This is a genomic window from Bartonella phoceensis (assembly GCF_902825145.1).
Lineage (GTDB): Bacteria > Pseudomonadota > Alphaproteobacteria > Rhizobiales > Rhizobiaceae > Bartonella > Bartonella phoceensis.
This window is the reverse complement of sequence record NZ_CADEAD010000002.1, coordinates 338,451-354,724: the sequence shown is the minus strand read 5'-3', so window position 1 is coordinate 354,724 and position 16,274 is coordinate 338,451. Positions and strand designations below refer to the sequence as shown.

The window sequence follows — 16,274 nt, the reverse complement described above, 5'->3', positions numbered from 1 at the left end:
GTTCCTCATGCAAAGTACAATTCCACTACAGAATGTAAAAGACAGAAAGATGAGGAAAATGGATACAAATTTGCATCTTTACAGCACATAATGATACGAAAATACAAAACGTGAATAAATTCTTTGATGGAAATAGCCTCTATTTCACGAGAAATCTCACCTTCGCAAATATCTCTCTTATAACAGAACTCCATCATTAATGACTAAGATAGAGAAGACAATATGAAATTACATTGCAAATTTTATATTCTTATACGTCGTCTTTCAGATACTGGCTGAAATGCTATTTTAGCATGAAAAGCACAGTAAGGACTATTTTCACCAGAATCAGCGCCACAAAAATGAAAATCTGATGCTAAAGGATCTCCAACAGGCCATCTACATGTGTTTTCACTCAATTGTAAAAGATTAAGCTGGCGTGATATAGGAACCACTACATTTGATTTCGCCTGCACATCCGTTTCTGTCATATCTTCCGTTACAGACTCTATCTTTAAGGCTGTTGCTCCAACATTGCAAGACGTAGCATTTGTTGGCAAAACCGTCGATGGCGTGCGCCGCACACGCGGAGATGATGGGCTAGCAGGTGTCTTTTGTGCACGCGATGCCCCTTGTGCTGTCTTACCACGCCCCGGTAACTTCAACCGATGCACTTTACCGATTACTGCATTTCTACTGACCCCACCTAACTGAGCTGCAATCTGACTTGCACTTAACCCCTCACTCCAAAACTTCTTAAGAAGTTCAACGCGTTCATATGTCCAACCCATATCAGCACTCCATTCTGATCACCTCAATGAGATGCACCCCTTTGCATCCTCAAAGGTCTGAATAATGTCCCCAATGAATCAAATGAAAAATTCTATGCCTACCTCAAACATAAAAAACTCATTCAACCTACGGAACTTATAAACTAACACATAATTTTATTTACTGATTCAAACTACAATATGCACTCACTTTATGACAAGAGCCTTTCCTTCCTAAAAAGTCTATTTAGAATGTTTTCCCCAACTTGCAAATAAAGTACAAACTAAATTATTGTATTTGCTTAAAACTTTTTTCTGCAAACGTTTCTTATAAAAGCTTTATTGCTTTTTTCTAAGCAGTATAACGACCTACCATGTGGATTGTAAAAACGTGCTGTACATAAAGATAAAATACTGTCTTATTTGCAGCAGTGTTTTGTTTATTGTACGATAACATTTAAAATATAAAGGAAATAGTAATGAGCTCTACCGCTATACAATCACTTTATAAGTGCTTTACTCGACGTAATTTGCATTTCAAAAAAGGCAATGGCGTATGGCTTATTTCCGATAAAGAAGAGCGTTATCTTGATTTGACATCTGGTGTTGCTGTCAATGCATTAGGGTATGCACACCCAAAGTTGGTCGAAACCCTCAAAAGACAAGCTGAAAAACTTTGGCATATTTCTAATCTTTTTCAATCACCTGAACAAGAAGCTCTTGCCACACGACTTTGTGTAAACAGTTTTGCCAATAAAGTCTTTTTCTGCAATTCTGGCGCTGAAGCACTTGAATGCGCATTCAAAACTGCTCGTCGTACTCATTACGCATCTGGCCATCCGACACGCGTTGAAATTATTACTTTTGAAGGTGCATTTCATGGACGTACACTTGCAACGCTTGCTGCTACCGGACACGAAAAATATCTTGAAGGCTTTGGACCAAAAGCTGTTGGATTTATTCAAATTCCTTTTTGTAATGAAAACGCTTTGCGGAACGCTATCAATAAAAATACTGCAGCTATTCTTATTGAACCTATTCAGGGTGAAGGAGGAATACGAATGGTCTCTCACGAATATTTAAGATTTTTACGCAAAATCTGCGATGATAATAATCTGTTATTAATTCTGGATGAAGTCCAAACGGGCATTGGACGAACAGGAAAACTTTTTGCTTATGAATGGAGTGATATCACACCTGATATTCTGACCCTCGCAAAAGGACTGGGTGGAGGATTTCCGTTGGGAGCTTGTCTTGCAACAGAGAAAGCTGCAAAATGTATGATACCAGGGACTCATGGGTCAACTTTCGGAGGAAATCTTCTTGGAATGGCGGTAAGCAATAGTGTTCTCGATACTATATTAGAACCAGGTTTTCTCGACCACGTTCAAAACATGGGTAATAAGTTCAAAAGTGGACTTTCGAATATTCTCAATATCTATCCTGATATTATCTGCGCAATTGAAGGTGTGGGCCTTATGATAGGCATTCAGTGTGTTGTTCCCTCAAATATAGTCATAAATGCTTTGGAAAAGGAATATGTTCTAAGTGTTGGTGCTAACAACAATGTAGTGCGCTTCTTACCTCCCCTTATCATTAAAGAAGAAGAAGTAAATGAAAGCTTGTTTCGTATTGAAAAAGCAATTGCTTATATTTCGCAAACAAACAAAAAAAGTAAGTATTATAAAACATGACAAATGCTTTTCGCCACTTCACCGATTTATCCGTTTTAACCCCATCAACAGGCCGTGCTCTTATTGATTGTGCGAAAAACCTGAAAGCTTCTTTTAAAGCAGGGAAAGGTTCAAAGCCTTTTGTGAACAAAATACTCGCGATGATTTTTGAAAAACCATCTACACGAACCCGTATTTCATTCGATATCAGCATGCGCCAACTTGGTGGAGATACAATCATGCTTACAGGGTCAGAGATGCAGCTTGGCCATTGTGAGACCATAGCTGATACTGCACGCGTTTTATCGCGTTTTGTGGATATTATTATATTCCGTACAACATACCATCACCGAATGCTTGAGTTAGCACAATACGCACAAATTCCTGTCGTTAATGCCCTCACAGATGATACACATCCTTGTCAAATTCTAGCAGATATCATGACCTATGAAGAACATCGTGGACCAATTGTAGACAAAATATTTGCATGGATGGGAGATGGAAATAATGTACTTCATTCTTTGATTGAAGCTGCTGCTCTTTTTGGCTTTCATCTGCGTATTGCAACTCCAAAAGGCAGTGAACCACAAGAAAAATTTGTAAACTGGGCATGTGAACGAGGGGCACATATTACACTGACCCATGATCCACAAAAAGCAGCTAAAAATGCTGATTGTATTATGACTGACGCATGGGTTTCCATGGGACAAGAATTTCGTGCTCACAATCGCTCTATTTTTCAGCCTTATCAAGTTAATGACGCTTTAATGAAACTGGCCAAGCCCGATGCCCTTTTCATGCATTGCCTTCCTGCTCATCGTGGTGAAGAAGTTGTAGATTCTGTGATAGATGGAGTACATTCCGTTGTTTTTGATGAAGCTGAAAATCGCCTTCATGCCCAAAAAGCAATTCTTTCCTGGTGTTTACAAGATACGTTTTTCTCTTCACAATAGCTTATACAACAAATCATATAAAAGGCAAAAATATGATGCACGAACAAGCCACAGATACATCCTCTCACAACAATATCCACTTGAGTGAAGATGATGTTGTTATTCCTTTTCAAGTCGAAGAACTTGATATCCGTGGACGTGCTGTACAACTTGGAGAAACTTTGAATTCTATTCTTAAAAGACATCAGTATCCTGAACCGGTTTCTTACCTTCTCGCAGAAGCTTTAGTTTTGACTGTTCTGCTCGCGACCTCTCTAAAAATTAAGGAGAAATTTATTTTACAAACCCATTCCAATGGACCGGTTAATATGTTGGTGTGCGACTTTGCTTCCCCTTCCAGTTTACGCGGTTATGCTCGCTTTGATAAAAAACAGTTAAAAAAAGCCATAGACAATGATCAAATATCTTCAGAAATACTTTTGGGAAAAGGTACTCTAGCGTTCACCATCTACCAAGGACCCCATACACAACCCTATCAGGGCATAGTGGCATTAGAGGGATCAAATTTACAAGAAGCTTCCCGTATCTATTTTGATCAGTCTGAACAAATTCCCACCGATATCTGTTTGGCAGTTGCCATCTTGATCAAGCGAGATCAACAAGGGAAACCACAGAAAAGCTGGAGAGCAGGAGGACTTTTGACTCAATTCTTGCCCAAAGCATCATCTCATCATAAAATATGTGAACCGGACAAAAAACAAGAAGAAACGAAAATCCATGCACAACTTGAAGACCAGTGGCAAGAAACAAAAGCACTAACAGCAACCATTGAAAATGCAGAATTGACAGATCCCCAAGTTGGCAGTAAACGTCTATTGTTTCGTCTTTTCCATGAACACGGTGTTAGAGTTTTTAATCCCTGTTCTCTTGTCGATCAATGCTCTTGTTCACGTGAAAAAATTAAAGAAATGCTGGAAGGTTTTCCCATTGATGAACGTAATAAAATGGTTAAAAATAAATATATTTCAGTCACATGTGAATTTTGCTCAGCAACTTATCGTTTTGAACCTCAAGAATTTTCTGAAAATAAAAATAAAACGTAACACATATTTCTTACAAATAAGAAAATGCTTCTTGCAATTACAATCCCTTTAATGACACTATTAAAAGTGAGAAGTAGCTGACATCAACCGTTAAAAATTTTGTGTATCTTGTAGAGCACACTGCTCTTTTATTGTTGATGCAATCGTACACTTATTTAAAGCAGCATATACTTTCTCTGTTCTTTATAAAAATAGCACATATTTTAAAATATATTTTTCTCTTTCTCAGAAAAGCTTTCCTTTACTTTTGAGATTTCAAACATTGGTTTCTTACAATGAATAAATCCTCAGAAAAACCCTTTTCTCTTTTGACAAGAAATTGATTTGAATAATAAATTTTTTCATTGATATTGAATAAAATCTCCGAATATAGCTGTATTTTATTTTTCAAATCTTCCTATTGAGAAGCAAAAAGATGTACTTGTCGTGGAGGTAAAAGAAGTGGAAAATAGCTCTTATGTATCATCTTGATGCAAATACAGGTATAGTATGAAAATAGTAAATATAATAACGTTATTAGTATGTTATTTTATACATATAAGAATAATATCAATAAAACTTCATTACCGTATATATTCTTAAGAAAAATAACAAAAATAAAATGTTGTATGATTTTTGGTAATTTAATTGTCTGTAGCCTACAACAATACAAATATGTTATTATGTTTATCTTCAGTATCAAAAAATCAAAAAAACAACCATTTTATTGTTGTAGAAAAATCTGGATTTCTCAAAAATCATGTAACGCTTTGGATATTTTTATACAAATCACTTATTCTACAAATATTTTTTGGCGATAAGGGAAATATTCTTATAAAAAATTGTCTCAGCAGAACCATTGTTTGTAAAAACTGGACGCAATATCATGAATCTTGTGATAAAATTCTATACGCTTACATCTCTTCCAAAAAACATAGCTTGTAAAATACTATAGCTGATAAAACTCATATTGAAATTGAAACAACCCAAATAACATCATGCTCCTTTTCCCGGCACAAAACGGCGCAACCAAACATAAAGCGCACCTCCCCCACCATGCTGACGAGCCGCTCGTTCAAAGGCATGAACATAACATCGAAAAGCTGGTGTTGATAACCAAAGGGGAACAAACTTATACAAAGCACCATCACTTCCAAATGACCGACCTTTTCCTGTAATCACAAGCACATAACGCAATCCGTTTTGCTGAGATGACTGCAAAAAATCTTTTAAGAAAAAATAAGCTTCTTCCTGTATACAACCGTGAAGATCAAGACACGCCTCAATAGAATAAGAACCGCTGGCAATTTTACGATGTGTAACACGATCAAAGAAATGAATCTTATGTATTTGTGCAATCGTTCTTCTTTCTTTTTTAACCACTGTTGGTTCCTGTTGGCTCTTTTGAAATAATGAAAAGATTGGTGTTTCGCGCTGTTTTTTATGATCGATATTTGTAGCGTCTTTTTTGACAGATAAATGAAGCTTATCACGAAGTGGCACTACTGTGCGACGGACCCTCTCCCATAAAAGACGATCCTGTGAAGTTAATAAATCCTCCTCCTGTAGCCATTCATCCGTGGACATTTCAATTTTCAATCTCTTATTAAAACTTATTTATACGATCTTATGAACAAAAGAGATCTTAATTTTCATCTTCTGTTGCAAAAAGTTTCCAATTTGGATTCGACGATAGGCTATTGCGAACAAAAGTCCAAATATCTTTAATTTCTACAATAGCCTCAGGATCTCCATCTATACGCTCTCCCTGCTCATTATAGGTTACAGAAATCATTTCACTTATAATCCGCACAGTTATAAATTCATCCTTGTCTTGTATTGCAGCTGAAATAAACTCGATCTTATTAATTCCAACAAAAGTAAACTCAACCCTTTCATTGTTGTTTTTTCGCTTCTCAATGGCAGCACAAAAACTTTCAAAAACATCCTGAGAAAGCAAACTTTTAAGTTGATTTTGATCACCTTTAGCAAAAGCTGTTACAATCATTTCATAAGCAACTTGCGCACCTTTTATAAAAAGTTGAGGAGAAAAATGAGAATCAATCTTGCGGAGCGCTCGCAAACCCTCATTCAGTGCACTTCCTTCCGGTGCGATAGCATCAATTTCGCTAAAATCACCTTTTTGCGAATTGCCCTGATGAGGGAACGAAACAACATTGTCACCCGTTTCTGCCTCAACCTGTTTTTTAGAAGAATGCGAATAAGGATCAAAAGGAGGCTTTTCAAAACCAATCCGTTTTCCTAATACATTACGGAGTTGCACAAAAACGATAACCATAATGACAAGAGCTATGACAAGTATAACGTCAAATTCCATAGGTATGATCAATCTCCAAATCTAGGTAATCTGCAATAAACATTGCAGTCAATATCATTTATCAATAAATATGTAAAATAAGGAATCCATCATTCAAATATTTTTATAGCCTTTATTTATTTATTGTTAAAAAGATGGCTCTTATAATTTTTTACCTTAAACCTTAAGAAGGGAATTTTCATGTGATAAAATCTTACCCTATAAAACCTCGCTTTTTTATTATTATCCTCCTCAGTGCTTTCTTGATTGAAATCGCTGGTTTTATTTTTGTTGGAAAAGAAATTGGAATTCTAGCAACTTTGAGTTTGATTGTCCTCACAACAATAATCGGAAGTATTTTGTTGCGAATCCAAGGAATTAGTCTTTTAAAAAATATACAAAATGAATTGATCCAAGGACATCCATTAGAAAACAATATTCTTGATAATGCCTTCGTTATTCTTAGCGCAATTTTGCTTATTCTTCCTGGTTTTGTCAGCGATATTTTAGGAATATTACTCCTTATTAGACCAATCCGTTCTCTCGTATGGTATTTTTTTTCATCACTAAGAAATAAAATAAATATGCATACTAAAAATAAACCCAATGCTCAAAATAATTTTGAAAAAATAATTGATCTTAAAGTAGAAGATTATAAAGTTCATAATACCACAGAATCTCCATGGCATAAAAGTGATGATAATCATTGAAATGCCAAAAAAATCTGTAACGAACTCAAAATAATAATCACGATAAGGAGGGCGTTTCTTGCAACCTTTTGCAAGGCGTGATAACCAGCTTTATCTATAGATCTAAAAGAGAAATTATACATTATAATAATGAAAAGGTTTGTACTATGGCCGAAAGTGAAATGAACAACAGTGGTGGAGAGCCGATCTTTGCTGTATTATCTCAATATTTAAAAGATTTTTCATTCGAGAACCCTAATGCTCCTCGTTCACTGCGTCCACGTGAAAAGACACCACAAATTGATATCAACATTAATGTCAATGCTAATCCAGTTGGTGATGATAATTATGATGTCGTTTTGTCTCTCTCTGTTAAAGCGAATGATGATACTGAAACGTTATTTCATGTAGAGCTTATTTACGGTGGTGTTTTTCATATTAAAAATATTCCACAAGAACATGTTATGCCTCTTGTTTTTATTGAATGTCCCCGTCTTTTGTTTCCATTTGCACGACAAATCATATCTGACGCCACTCAAAATGGTGGGTTCCCACCTCTGTGGATTGATCCGATCGATTTTGCAGCATTGTTTCAAAAGCGTCTTGCTGAAGAACAAAAAGATAATCAGAGTCAAGCACAACCATCTTAAAAGTTTGTTTTTTTATTATAAAAAAGGCCCTGAGGTATCAGAGGCCTTTATTTTTTATAGCTTTTTCGCATGATACGCAGCCAACATTGCGATATTAACGATATCCGTATCGTTTCCACTAAACGGTACAATTTGAACAGATTTTTCTAATCCAATCAGCATAGGTCCAATAATGATTGCTTCACCAAGTTCTTGCAACATTTTGCTCGCAATGGAAGAAGCATGATATCCAGGCATTACCAAAATGTTAGCTGGTTCTGTTAGTCCCATAAAGGGATATTGTTGCATCAATTTAAAATTGAGCGCTACATCAGCACTCATTTCTCCATCAAATTCAAAGCTAACTCCGCGTTCATGCAAAATATTAACAGCATCCTGAATATGCTGTGTAACCTGCCCTTTCATATAACCAAAAGTAGAAAATGCTACAAACGCTACCCGTGGCTGATATCCGAAGCCACGAACGAAAGATGCTGTTTGTTCTGCTATATCAGCAAGTTCTCTAGCATTCGGCTTCTCGTAAACGGCTGTATCGGCAATAAAAATAGTACGCCCACGGCAAATAGCCATTGAGATACCAATCAAACGTTCTTTTGGTTTTTCATCAATCGCTCGGCGTATATCAATCAAGGCTGTTTCATAATTGCGTGTCACCCCTGTCACCATTGCATCAGCATCTCCCAATGCTACCATACAAGCAGCAAAATAATTTCGATCATTATTGATACGACGATGACAATCACGTAACAGCCAGCCTTGACGTTGCATCTTTTTATAAAGATAATTTGCATAAGTATCTGTGCGACAGGAGAGCTTAGCATTCATGATAGAAATGCCTGCACGCTCAAGGTCAATACCGGCAACAGCAGCAGTTTCTCTCACTTGTTCTTCACGACCAATCAAAATCGCTTGCCCTAATTTTTGATGAACATAAGAAACAGCTGCCCGTATTACAGGTTCTTCTTCACCTTCTGCAAAGACAATTTGTTTGGGTGCTTGACGGACATGATTATAAACTCCACGCATTATAGAGGAAATAGGATCACGTCGTGCATTCAAATCACGTTCATAAGCCTCTAAATCATCAATGTGTTTCTGAGCAACACCACTTTCCATCGCCGCTTTTGCTACCGCCATTGAAACAACAGTAAACAAACGTGGATCAAAAGGAACAGGAATGATATAATTCGGTCCAAATTTCAATCGCTTTCCACGATAAGCTTCTGCAACACTGTCAGGAACTTCCTCATGTGCCAACTGAGCCAGGGCCCTTGCCGCAGCGATCTTCATATCTTCATTGATAACCGTTGCACGCACATCAAGCGCACCACGAAAGATATAAGGAAAACAAAGAACATTATTCACTTGGTTTGGATAATCCGAACGACCCGTTGCTACAATGGCATCACTGCGCACTTGCGCAACCTCTTCTGGCGTAATTTCTGGATCGGGATTAGCCATGGCAAAAATGATCGGCTGAGGTGCCATTGATTTCACCATTTTAGGAGTAATTGCACCTTTAGCAGAAACCCCGAAAAACATATCAGCACCTTCCATTGCTTCAGCAAGTGTGCGTTTATCTGTCCGAATAGCATGCGCAGATTTCCACTGATTCATTCCTTCTTTGCGTCCTTCATAGACAACACCCTTCGTATCACAGAGTATGATATTCTCAGGTCGAAATCCCATCGCTTTAATCAATTCAATACAAGCAATTCCAGCAGAACCAGCGCCATTACAGACTAATCGCGTATTTTGCATATTGCGCCCAGTCAGATATAAGGCATTTAGCACACCAGCAGCGACAATAATCGCTGTACCATGTTGATCGTCATGAAAAACAGGAATATTCATGATCTCACGTAAGCGACTCTCAATAATAAAACACTCCGGCGCTTTAATATCTTCAAGATTGATGCCGCCAAAAGAAGGCTCCAAATGACGCACTAAATTTATAAAATTTTCTGTATCATTCGTATCAATTTCCAGATCAATGGAATCAATATCCGCAAAGCGCTTAAAAAGCACTGCTTTGCCTTCCATTACTGGTTTAGATGCCAGCGCACCTAAATTGCCTAAACCCAAAATAGCTGTTCCATTTGATATAACAGCCACAAGATTACCCTTTGCTGTATAGTCATAAGCTAACGCTGGATTTTGAGCGATTGCTTTAACCGGAACAGCAACACCTGGTGAATAAGCAAGTGCTAAATCATGCTGCGTTGCCATAGATTTTGTCGCAACAATTTCAAGCTTCCCAGGCCGACCACGGCTATGAAAATCAAGAGCTTCTCGCTCGCTAGCACTATAAATCATTTGGGGCATTTTCTGCTCTTGCTCCCTTTTTTTCATTTCACTCAATTTTCTCCAAAAACGGTGTAAATTCTGCTCTATGATGCATGTAATGACTCGATTTTAAAATTTGATTCATATACTAGAAATCGTTATGCTTGCCTTAACAAACCTGATCATGTGTTTCAATTGATAGATAATGAAGATAAACCTTGAAGTAAAATAAAAAAGGGTATTAAAGCTTTACTTGAAGGAGACAGGCACGTAAAAATGGATAAGAAAACTAGTTATAAAAGTCATTTAATCCCACAGCCTGACACTTCATCTACTCCCCATCAACAGCGCCTCACGCCTATGATGGAGCAATATATAGAAATCAAAGCAATTCATAATGATTCTCTTCTCTTTTACCGAATGGGTGATTTCTATGAATTATTTTTTAATGATGCCATTGAAGCTGCTCAAGCTTTGGGGATCACACTCACAACACGCGGCAAACATTTGGGTGCAGATATTCCTATGTGTGGGGTGCCTGTTCATGCTGCTGATGATTATTTGCAAAAACTCATTGCGCGCGGTTATCGTGTGGCTGTTTGTGAACAAACAGAAGATCCTGCAGAAGCAAAAAAACGTGGATCAAAATCAGTCGTCCGGCGGGATGTTGTCCGCCTTGTAACACCTGGAACCATAACCGAAGAAAAACTCTTGGATCCAGCGTGTGCAAATTATCTCATGACACTTGCGCGTATTAAAACCAGCGACGGAGAGGATTTTGCCCTTTCTTGGATTGATATTTCAACAGGCATATTTCGTGTAACAGAAAGCCGTCAGGAAAAGCTTTTGGCAGACATTATGCGTGTGGATCCACAAGAAATCATTGTCGCTGACTCTTTTTTTCATGATAAATCCCACAAATCACTTTTTCATGTTCTTGATCGCATCGTTTCACCTCAACCCGCTAGCCTCTTTGACGCAATCACCGCTGAACGCGATATTTGCAGCTATTTTAAACTCTCAACCCTTGAAGGTGTGGCCGATTATTCATGCTCCGAACTCTCCGCAATCGCCGCTGCCATCCGTTATATTGAAAAAACACAAATTACGCATCGCCCTCCTCTCATGCGCCCTGAACGCCAAAATGAAAGTGCTACTCTTTTCATTGATGCAGCCACCAGAATAAGCCTTGAGCTTGTTCGAACCACATCAGGACAACGTGATGGAAGCTTATTAAAAGCTATTGATCGTACCGTAACAGGAGGAGGATCACGCCTTCTCGTCGATCGTCTCATCGCACCTCTCACAACACCTTCAGCTATTGATCGTCGTCTCGATTCGATTGCCTTTTTTTTACGAAACACATCCCTTGCAGAAGCCATAAAGCTTATTTTAAAAGGGGGACCAGATATGCCCCGCGCCGTTTCACGTTTAGCTCTGGGACGAGGAGGTCCCCGTGATATGGCTGCAATTCAACGTGGTTTTGAAATTATCCGTGAAGTTCATCAGCTTGTGAACAATGAATTGCTTCCTCAGGAAATAAGTGATGTACAACAGATCTTCTCACATTTACCTACAGCTTTACATTGTCATTTAGAACAAGCATTAGCTGATGATCTCCCACTGCTGAAACGTGATGGCGGTTTTATTCGCCCTCGATATCATAAAGAGCTTGATGAAATGCGTGCTTTACGTGATGAGTCACGCCGTATCATTGCTGAACTTCAAGCACAATATGCTCAAGAAACAGATATTAAGACTCTTAAAATTAAGCATAATAATATTCTGGGCTACTTCATTGAAGTTACCAATGTACAAGCATCCGCACTCACAAATATCCCTCAAGCTAAAGCACGTTTTATTCATCGGCAAACAATGGCAAATGCTATGCGCTTTACTACAACAGAGCTTGTCGATCTTGAAAGCCGTATTGCTCATGCTGCAAATCACGCATTGACGCTCGAATTGGAAATTTTTGATACTCTTGTTTATGAAATTACTGAGCAGGTTGATTTCATCCGTAAAGCCGCTGAAGCACTTGCTGTTTTGGATGTATCCGTTGCATTAGCGCATCTGGCTGAAGAACAAGGATATTGTCGCCCTAAAATTGATAATTCCCTTACCTTTCATATCACCGCGGGACGCCATCCTGTTGTAGAGCAAGCACTCCGAAAACAAGCAGCAGAACCCTTTGTTGCTAATAATTGTGATCTCTCTGTGCAAGAAAATCATCAATATGCAGCAATTTGGCTTTTGACAGGTCCCAATATGGGAGGTAAATCAACTTTTTTACGGCAAAATGCCCTTATTGCTATTATGGCGCAAATGGGTTCCTTTGTTCCGGCAACTTCCGCACATATTGGCGTTGTTGATCGCTTATTTAGCCGTGTTGGTGCTTCTGATGACCTCGCACGGGGACGCTCAACCTTTATGATGGAAATGGTCGAAACAGCAACGATTCTTAATCATGCAAATAACCGGTCTCTCGTTATTCTTGATGAAATTGGACGGGGAACATCAACCTTTGATGGACTTTCGATCGCTTGGGCAGCCGTTGAGTATCTTCATGAAGTGAATCACTGTCGTGCAATTCTCGCCACACATTTTCATGAAATGACAGCATTGACTGAGAAACTTGATCGCCTTCATAATGTAACTATGAAAGTCAAAAATTGGGGTGGTGATGTGATTTTTCTTCATGAAGTAACACCAGGAGCAGCAGATCGGTCCTACGGCGTACAAGTTGCAAAACTTGCTGGACTTCCCGAAGCAGTTATTACCCGTGCTACAAACGTTCTATACCAATTAGAACAAGGAGAAATAACTGGAAAAGGACATAAACTCATTGATGATTTACCACTCTTCTCTCTTAAAGCAACATCTCCTGCCAATCAAGAAACACAAAAACATTCTGCACTTTATGAGGCTTTTAAAAATATCCATCCTGATGAACTATCTCCTAAGCAAGCTTTAGAAGTACTTTATCGCCTTAAACAACTAGAAGAAAACTAAATCCTTTATAGAAAATAAAAGAAAGTGTTTTCTCTGATTATTCTTGTTTATATTTAATCTTCACCAGATTATCATCGTTTTTATGTAAGGTTTCTTAAGACGCTCTCAAGTCATTACCGAGAAAGTAAGGGTATAATACTTCTTGAAACAAATTGTTTATTTTAGATAAAAAAAAAAATTCATAACACCCAATAACTGTATTACTCCATTTTTACTTCTTTGCTCAAATCTTATGCATTCTGATTTAAAATATTTTTCCAGAGTATGTAAAATAATCAATTTGGAATATTGTGAAAACTCCTCACAAAACCTCTACCTATCCTTTTCATCCTCAAAAAACTGGACTTTCACTCAAATCATATACTACGAACTGCACCCTTTGCGGCAGAAGTCGTCATTGCTGCATAAACTTGGAGAGCCTTTGAGACCTTGCGTTCACGCTTTTCAAAAGGCAGATTTTTCAAGTGCTGTATCAAGTTCTTCAGTATCAACATCTTCTTCACTATTTGCTTCCGCTGCTGCGACTTCAAAATACGAACGCGGATAAGAAATACCCGTATAAGGCGACACAATAGGGTCGCGATTAAGATCATAAAATTTCTTTCCCGTTTCTGGATCAACACGCTTAGTTCCAAGATCCTGTTTTGTCATGAACCGTGCCTCTTTAGTTAACTATAATTTCATTAAAAAAATAAATCTCATGGTGCTTAATCAAAAAATAATGTCTTTGTCAAAGATAAATACATCGTTTCATATGGATTTCCTCATGACGACTTTAAATCCATATGCTAAAGGGGGCTTAATTTAATCAAATGCAAATAAAAATAAATAGAAATTCTATGCAAAAAGCAATACCCATAACCGCCTACAAATCTGCCAGTCTTTCTGGAAAAATTAAAATACCAGGAGATAAATCAATTTCTCATCGATCTCTTATACTAGGAGGGATCGCAAGTGGTGAAACGCACATTTACGGACTACTTGAAAGTGATGACGTTCTAAAAACAGCTGCCGCTATGCAAGCTATGGGCGCCTGTATTAAAAAGAAAAATGAGCTATGGATCATACGAGGAACCGGAAATGGTTGCCTTTTAGCTGCACAAAACCCTTTAGACTTCGGCAATGCTGGAACAGGTGTTCGCCTGGTTATGGGATTGGTGGGCCCTTACCACATGAAAACAACCTTTATTGGGGATGCCTCTCTCTCCAAACGCCCCATGGGACGCATTCTTGATCCGTTACGTCTCATGGGTGTTGAAATTGAATCAACCTATGGTGATCTCCTCCCTTTAACACTTTATGGTCCTAAAATGGCCAATCCGATTTGCTATCGTATTCCAATGGCTTCTGCTCAAGTTAAATCAGCACTGCTGCTTGCTGGACTCAATACAGCCGGTACCACAACAGTTATTGAATCAGTTCCCACACGAGATCATACGGAAAAAATGTTAAAAGCGTTTGGTGCTACACTTGAGATAGAAACAAATGCAGAAGGTACGCGTTTTATTCATCTCAATGGCCAACCACACCTTACTGGACAAACTCTTGATATCCCAGGTGATCCCTCTTCTGCAGCTTTTCCTCTGGTCGCTGCTCTTCTTGTAGAGGACTCTGATATTACTCTTGAAAATGTTCTTATAAACCCTTCTCGAATGGGATTTATCGAAACATTGTGGGAAATGGGCGCTCAAATTGAACTTTTAAATCAACGCCAAACAGGTGGAGAGGATGTTGCTGATTTGCGCGTCCAATCATCAATGTTGAAAGGTGTTACCGTGCCCAAAGAAAGAGTTCCATCAATGATTGATGAATATCCCGCTTTAGCAGTAGCAGCAGCTTTTGCTGAAGGTACAACAGTTATGCTAGGAATTGAAGAATTGCGTATTAAAGAATCAGATCGACTATCTGCACTTGCTCAGGGACTAAAAATGAATCACGTGGAATGTGAAGAAGGGAAAGATTTTCTTATTGTTCATGGAAAAAGCTCCGAAAAAAGATTGGGTGGTGGAAACGTCACTACATATCTTGATCATCGAATTGCTATGTGCTTTCTTGTCTTTGGGCTAGCATCAGAAAAACCTGTTACTATTGATGATAAACGAATGATCGCTACTAGCTTTCCAGAATTTATCCCTTTTATAAAAAAACTTGGGGGGAAAATTGCTTGAAACCTTTTGTTATTGCAATCGATGGTCCAGCAGCTTCAGGGAAAGGGACATTAGCATGCAAAATTGCTGCCCATTATCATCTTCGCCATCTCGATACTGGTCTTACTTATCGCGGTGTGGCACATGCACTTTTACAGCAAAAATTGGCTCTCGATGATAAAAAAAGCGCTTTTGCTTGTGCCACAGAGCTTGATTTTGATACTTTAAATCCAGCTCTTCTCTCTTCTCACGAACTTGGCGAAGCCGCTTCAAAAATAGCACTCAACCCTGCTGTTCGGGAAATTCTTGTCGCCAAACAACGCAACTTTGCCGAAATTCTGCCCGGCAGTGTACTTGATGGACGTGATATTGGAACTGTCGTATGCCCCAATGCCGATATTAAGCTTTATATTCTAGCCAATGTTCAAATACGCGCAAAACGCCGCTATCAAGAGATTTTAAAAAAAGGATTCCAAGCGGATTATCATGAAATCCTTGCTCAACTTGAGCAACGTGACAGTCGCGATATAACCCGCGAACATAGCCCTCTCAGACCAGCGAAAAACGCCCACTTGCTTGATACGTCAGAATTGAGTATAGAAGCAACATTTGCAATTGCATGCACTTTTATTGATCCGATCATAAAAGGGCGTATAATTGTATGAAATCGTCAAGGTGATTTCCGGCCTAGCGCTAATTTTTCTTCCTGTATTAAGGAAAAAGGCAGGAAGTTACTCGGTGTCAACACTAACCTAGCGCTTATACCTTTTATAATG

At 38.4% G+C, this 16,274-nt stretch carries 12 protein-coding genes and 1 pseudogene; 8 read left to right on the top strand and 5 right to left on the bottom strand.

The genetic code is table 11. The annotated features are described in order from the left end of the window. Positions 1-242: 242 nt before the first annotated feature. Complete coding sequence (locus J7R07_RS03685) at positions 243-770, bottom strand: GcrA family cell cycle regulator (protein WP_208435583.1); 528 nt, start codon at positions 768-770, stop codon at positions 243-245. A gap of 458 nt (positions 771-1,228) precedes the next feature. Between J7R07_RS03685 and J7R07_RS03680 the strand changes: the two genes are divergently transcribed. The 3 genes from J7R07_RS03680 to J7R07_RS03670 are packed head-to-tail and all read left to right on the top strand — an operon-like array spanning position 1,229 to position 4,418. Then, positions 1,229-2,443 carry an aspartate aminotransferase family protein gene (locus J7R07_RS03680; protein ID WP_208435582.1) on the top strand — a complete coding sequence of 405 codons (1,215 nt, stop codon included), beginning with the start codon at positions 1,229-1,231 and terminating at the stop codon, positions 2,441-2,443. Further along, the gene (gene argF, locus J7R07_RS03675; protein WP_208435581.1) at positions 2,440-3,375 is read left to right on the top strand and encodes an ornithine carbamoyltransferase; all 936 of its coding nucleotides are present in this window, start codon (positions 2,440-2,442) and stop codon (positions 3,373-3,375) included. Before J7R07_RS03680 ends, argF begins: the two co-directional genes overlap by 4 nt. 35 nt (positions 3,376-3,410) lie before the next feature. After that, positions 3,411-4,418: an Hsp33 family molecular chaperone gene (locus tag J7R07_RS03670; protein ID WP_208435648.1), complete on the top strand. Its 1,008-nt coding sequence runs from the start codon at positions 3,411-3,413 to the stop codon at positions 4,416-4,418. A gap of 975 nt (positions 4,419-5,393) precedes the next feature. Here J7R07_RS03670 and J7R07_RS03665 read toward each other — a convergent pair. Further along, positions 5,394-5,984, bottom strand: coding sequence for a Smr/MutS family protein (locus J7R07_RS03665; protein ID WP_208435580.1), 591 nt, complete (start codon positions 5,982-5,984; stop codon positions 5,394-5,396). 58 nt (positions 5,985-6,042) lie between these two features. After that, positions 6,043-6,735: a Tim44/TimA family putative adaptor protein gene (locus tag J7R07_RS03660; protein WP_208435579.1), complete on the bottom strand. Its 693-nt coding sequence runs from the start codon at positions 6,733-6,735 to the stop codon at positions 6,043-6,045. A 182-nt stretch (positions 6,736-6,917) separates the two neighbouring features. Here J7R07_RS03660 and J7R07_RS03655 point away from each other — a divergent pair, with 182 nt between their 5' ends. Both J7R07_RS03655 and secB read left to right on the top strand, forming a co-directional pair. Then, positions 6,918-7,424 (top strand): FxsA family protein, encoded by a 507-nt coding sequence (locus J7R07_RS03655; protein ID WP_208435578.1) that lies wholly within the window; start codon positions 6,918-6,920, stop codon positions 7,422-7,424. A 146-nt stretch (positions 7,425-7,570) separates the two neighbouring features. Continuing rightward, complete coding sequence (gene secB, locus J7R07_RS03650) at positions 7,571-8,053, top strand: protein-export chaperone SecB (RefSeq protein ID WP_208435577.1); 483 nt, start codon at positions 7,571-7,573, stop codon at positions 8,051-8,053. A gap of 54 nt (positions 8,054-8,107) precedes the next feature. On the opposite strand, the gene J7R07_RS03645 is transcribed toward secB, so the two are convergent. Then, positions 8,108-10,405 carry an NADP-dependent malic enzyme gene (locus J7R07_RS03645; RefSeq protein WP_208435576.1) on the bottom strand — a complete coding sequence of 766 codons (2,298 nt, stop codon included), beginning with the start codon at positions 10,403-10,405 and terminating at the stop codon, positions 8,108-8,110. A gap of 210 nt (positions 10,406-10,615) precedes the next feature. Between J7R07_RS03645 and mutS the strand changes: the two genes are divergently transcribed. Then, positions 10,616-13,351 carry a DNA mismatch repair protein MutS gene (mutS, locus tag J7R07_RS03640; protein WP_208435575.1) on the top strand — a complete coding sequence of 912 codons (2,736 nt, stop codon included), beginning with the start codon at positions 10,616-10,618 and terminating at the stop codon, positions 13,349-13,351. Between the two features lie 447 nt (positions 13,352-13,798). Here the strand turns inward: mutS and J7R07_RS03635 are convergent. Further along, positions 13,799-14,002 (bottom strand): annotated as a pseudogene (locus J7R07_RS03635) (TIGR02300 family protein); the annotation flags it as partial. A 188-nt stretch (positions 14,003-14,190) separates the two neighbouring features. On the opposite strand from J7R07_RS03635, the gene aroA reads away from it, so the two are divergent. Then, positions 14,191-15,519, top strand: coding sequence for a 3-phosphoshikimate 1-carboxyvinyltransferase (gene aroA, locus J7R07_RS03630; protein ID WP_208435574.1), 1,329 nt, complete (start codon positions 14,191-14,193; stop codon positions 15,517-15,519). Beyond that, positions 15,516-16,163, top strand: coding sequence for a (d)CMP kinase (gene cmk / locus J7R07_RS03625; protein ID WP_208435573.1), 648 nt, complete (start codon positions 15,516-15,518; stop codon positions 16,161-16,163). The genes aroA and cmk overlap by 4 nt, the downstream gene beginning before the upstream one ends. Positions 16,164-16,274 lie beyond the last annotated feature (111 nt).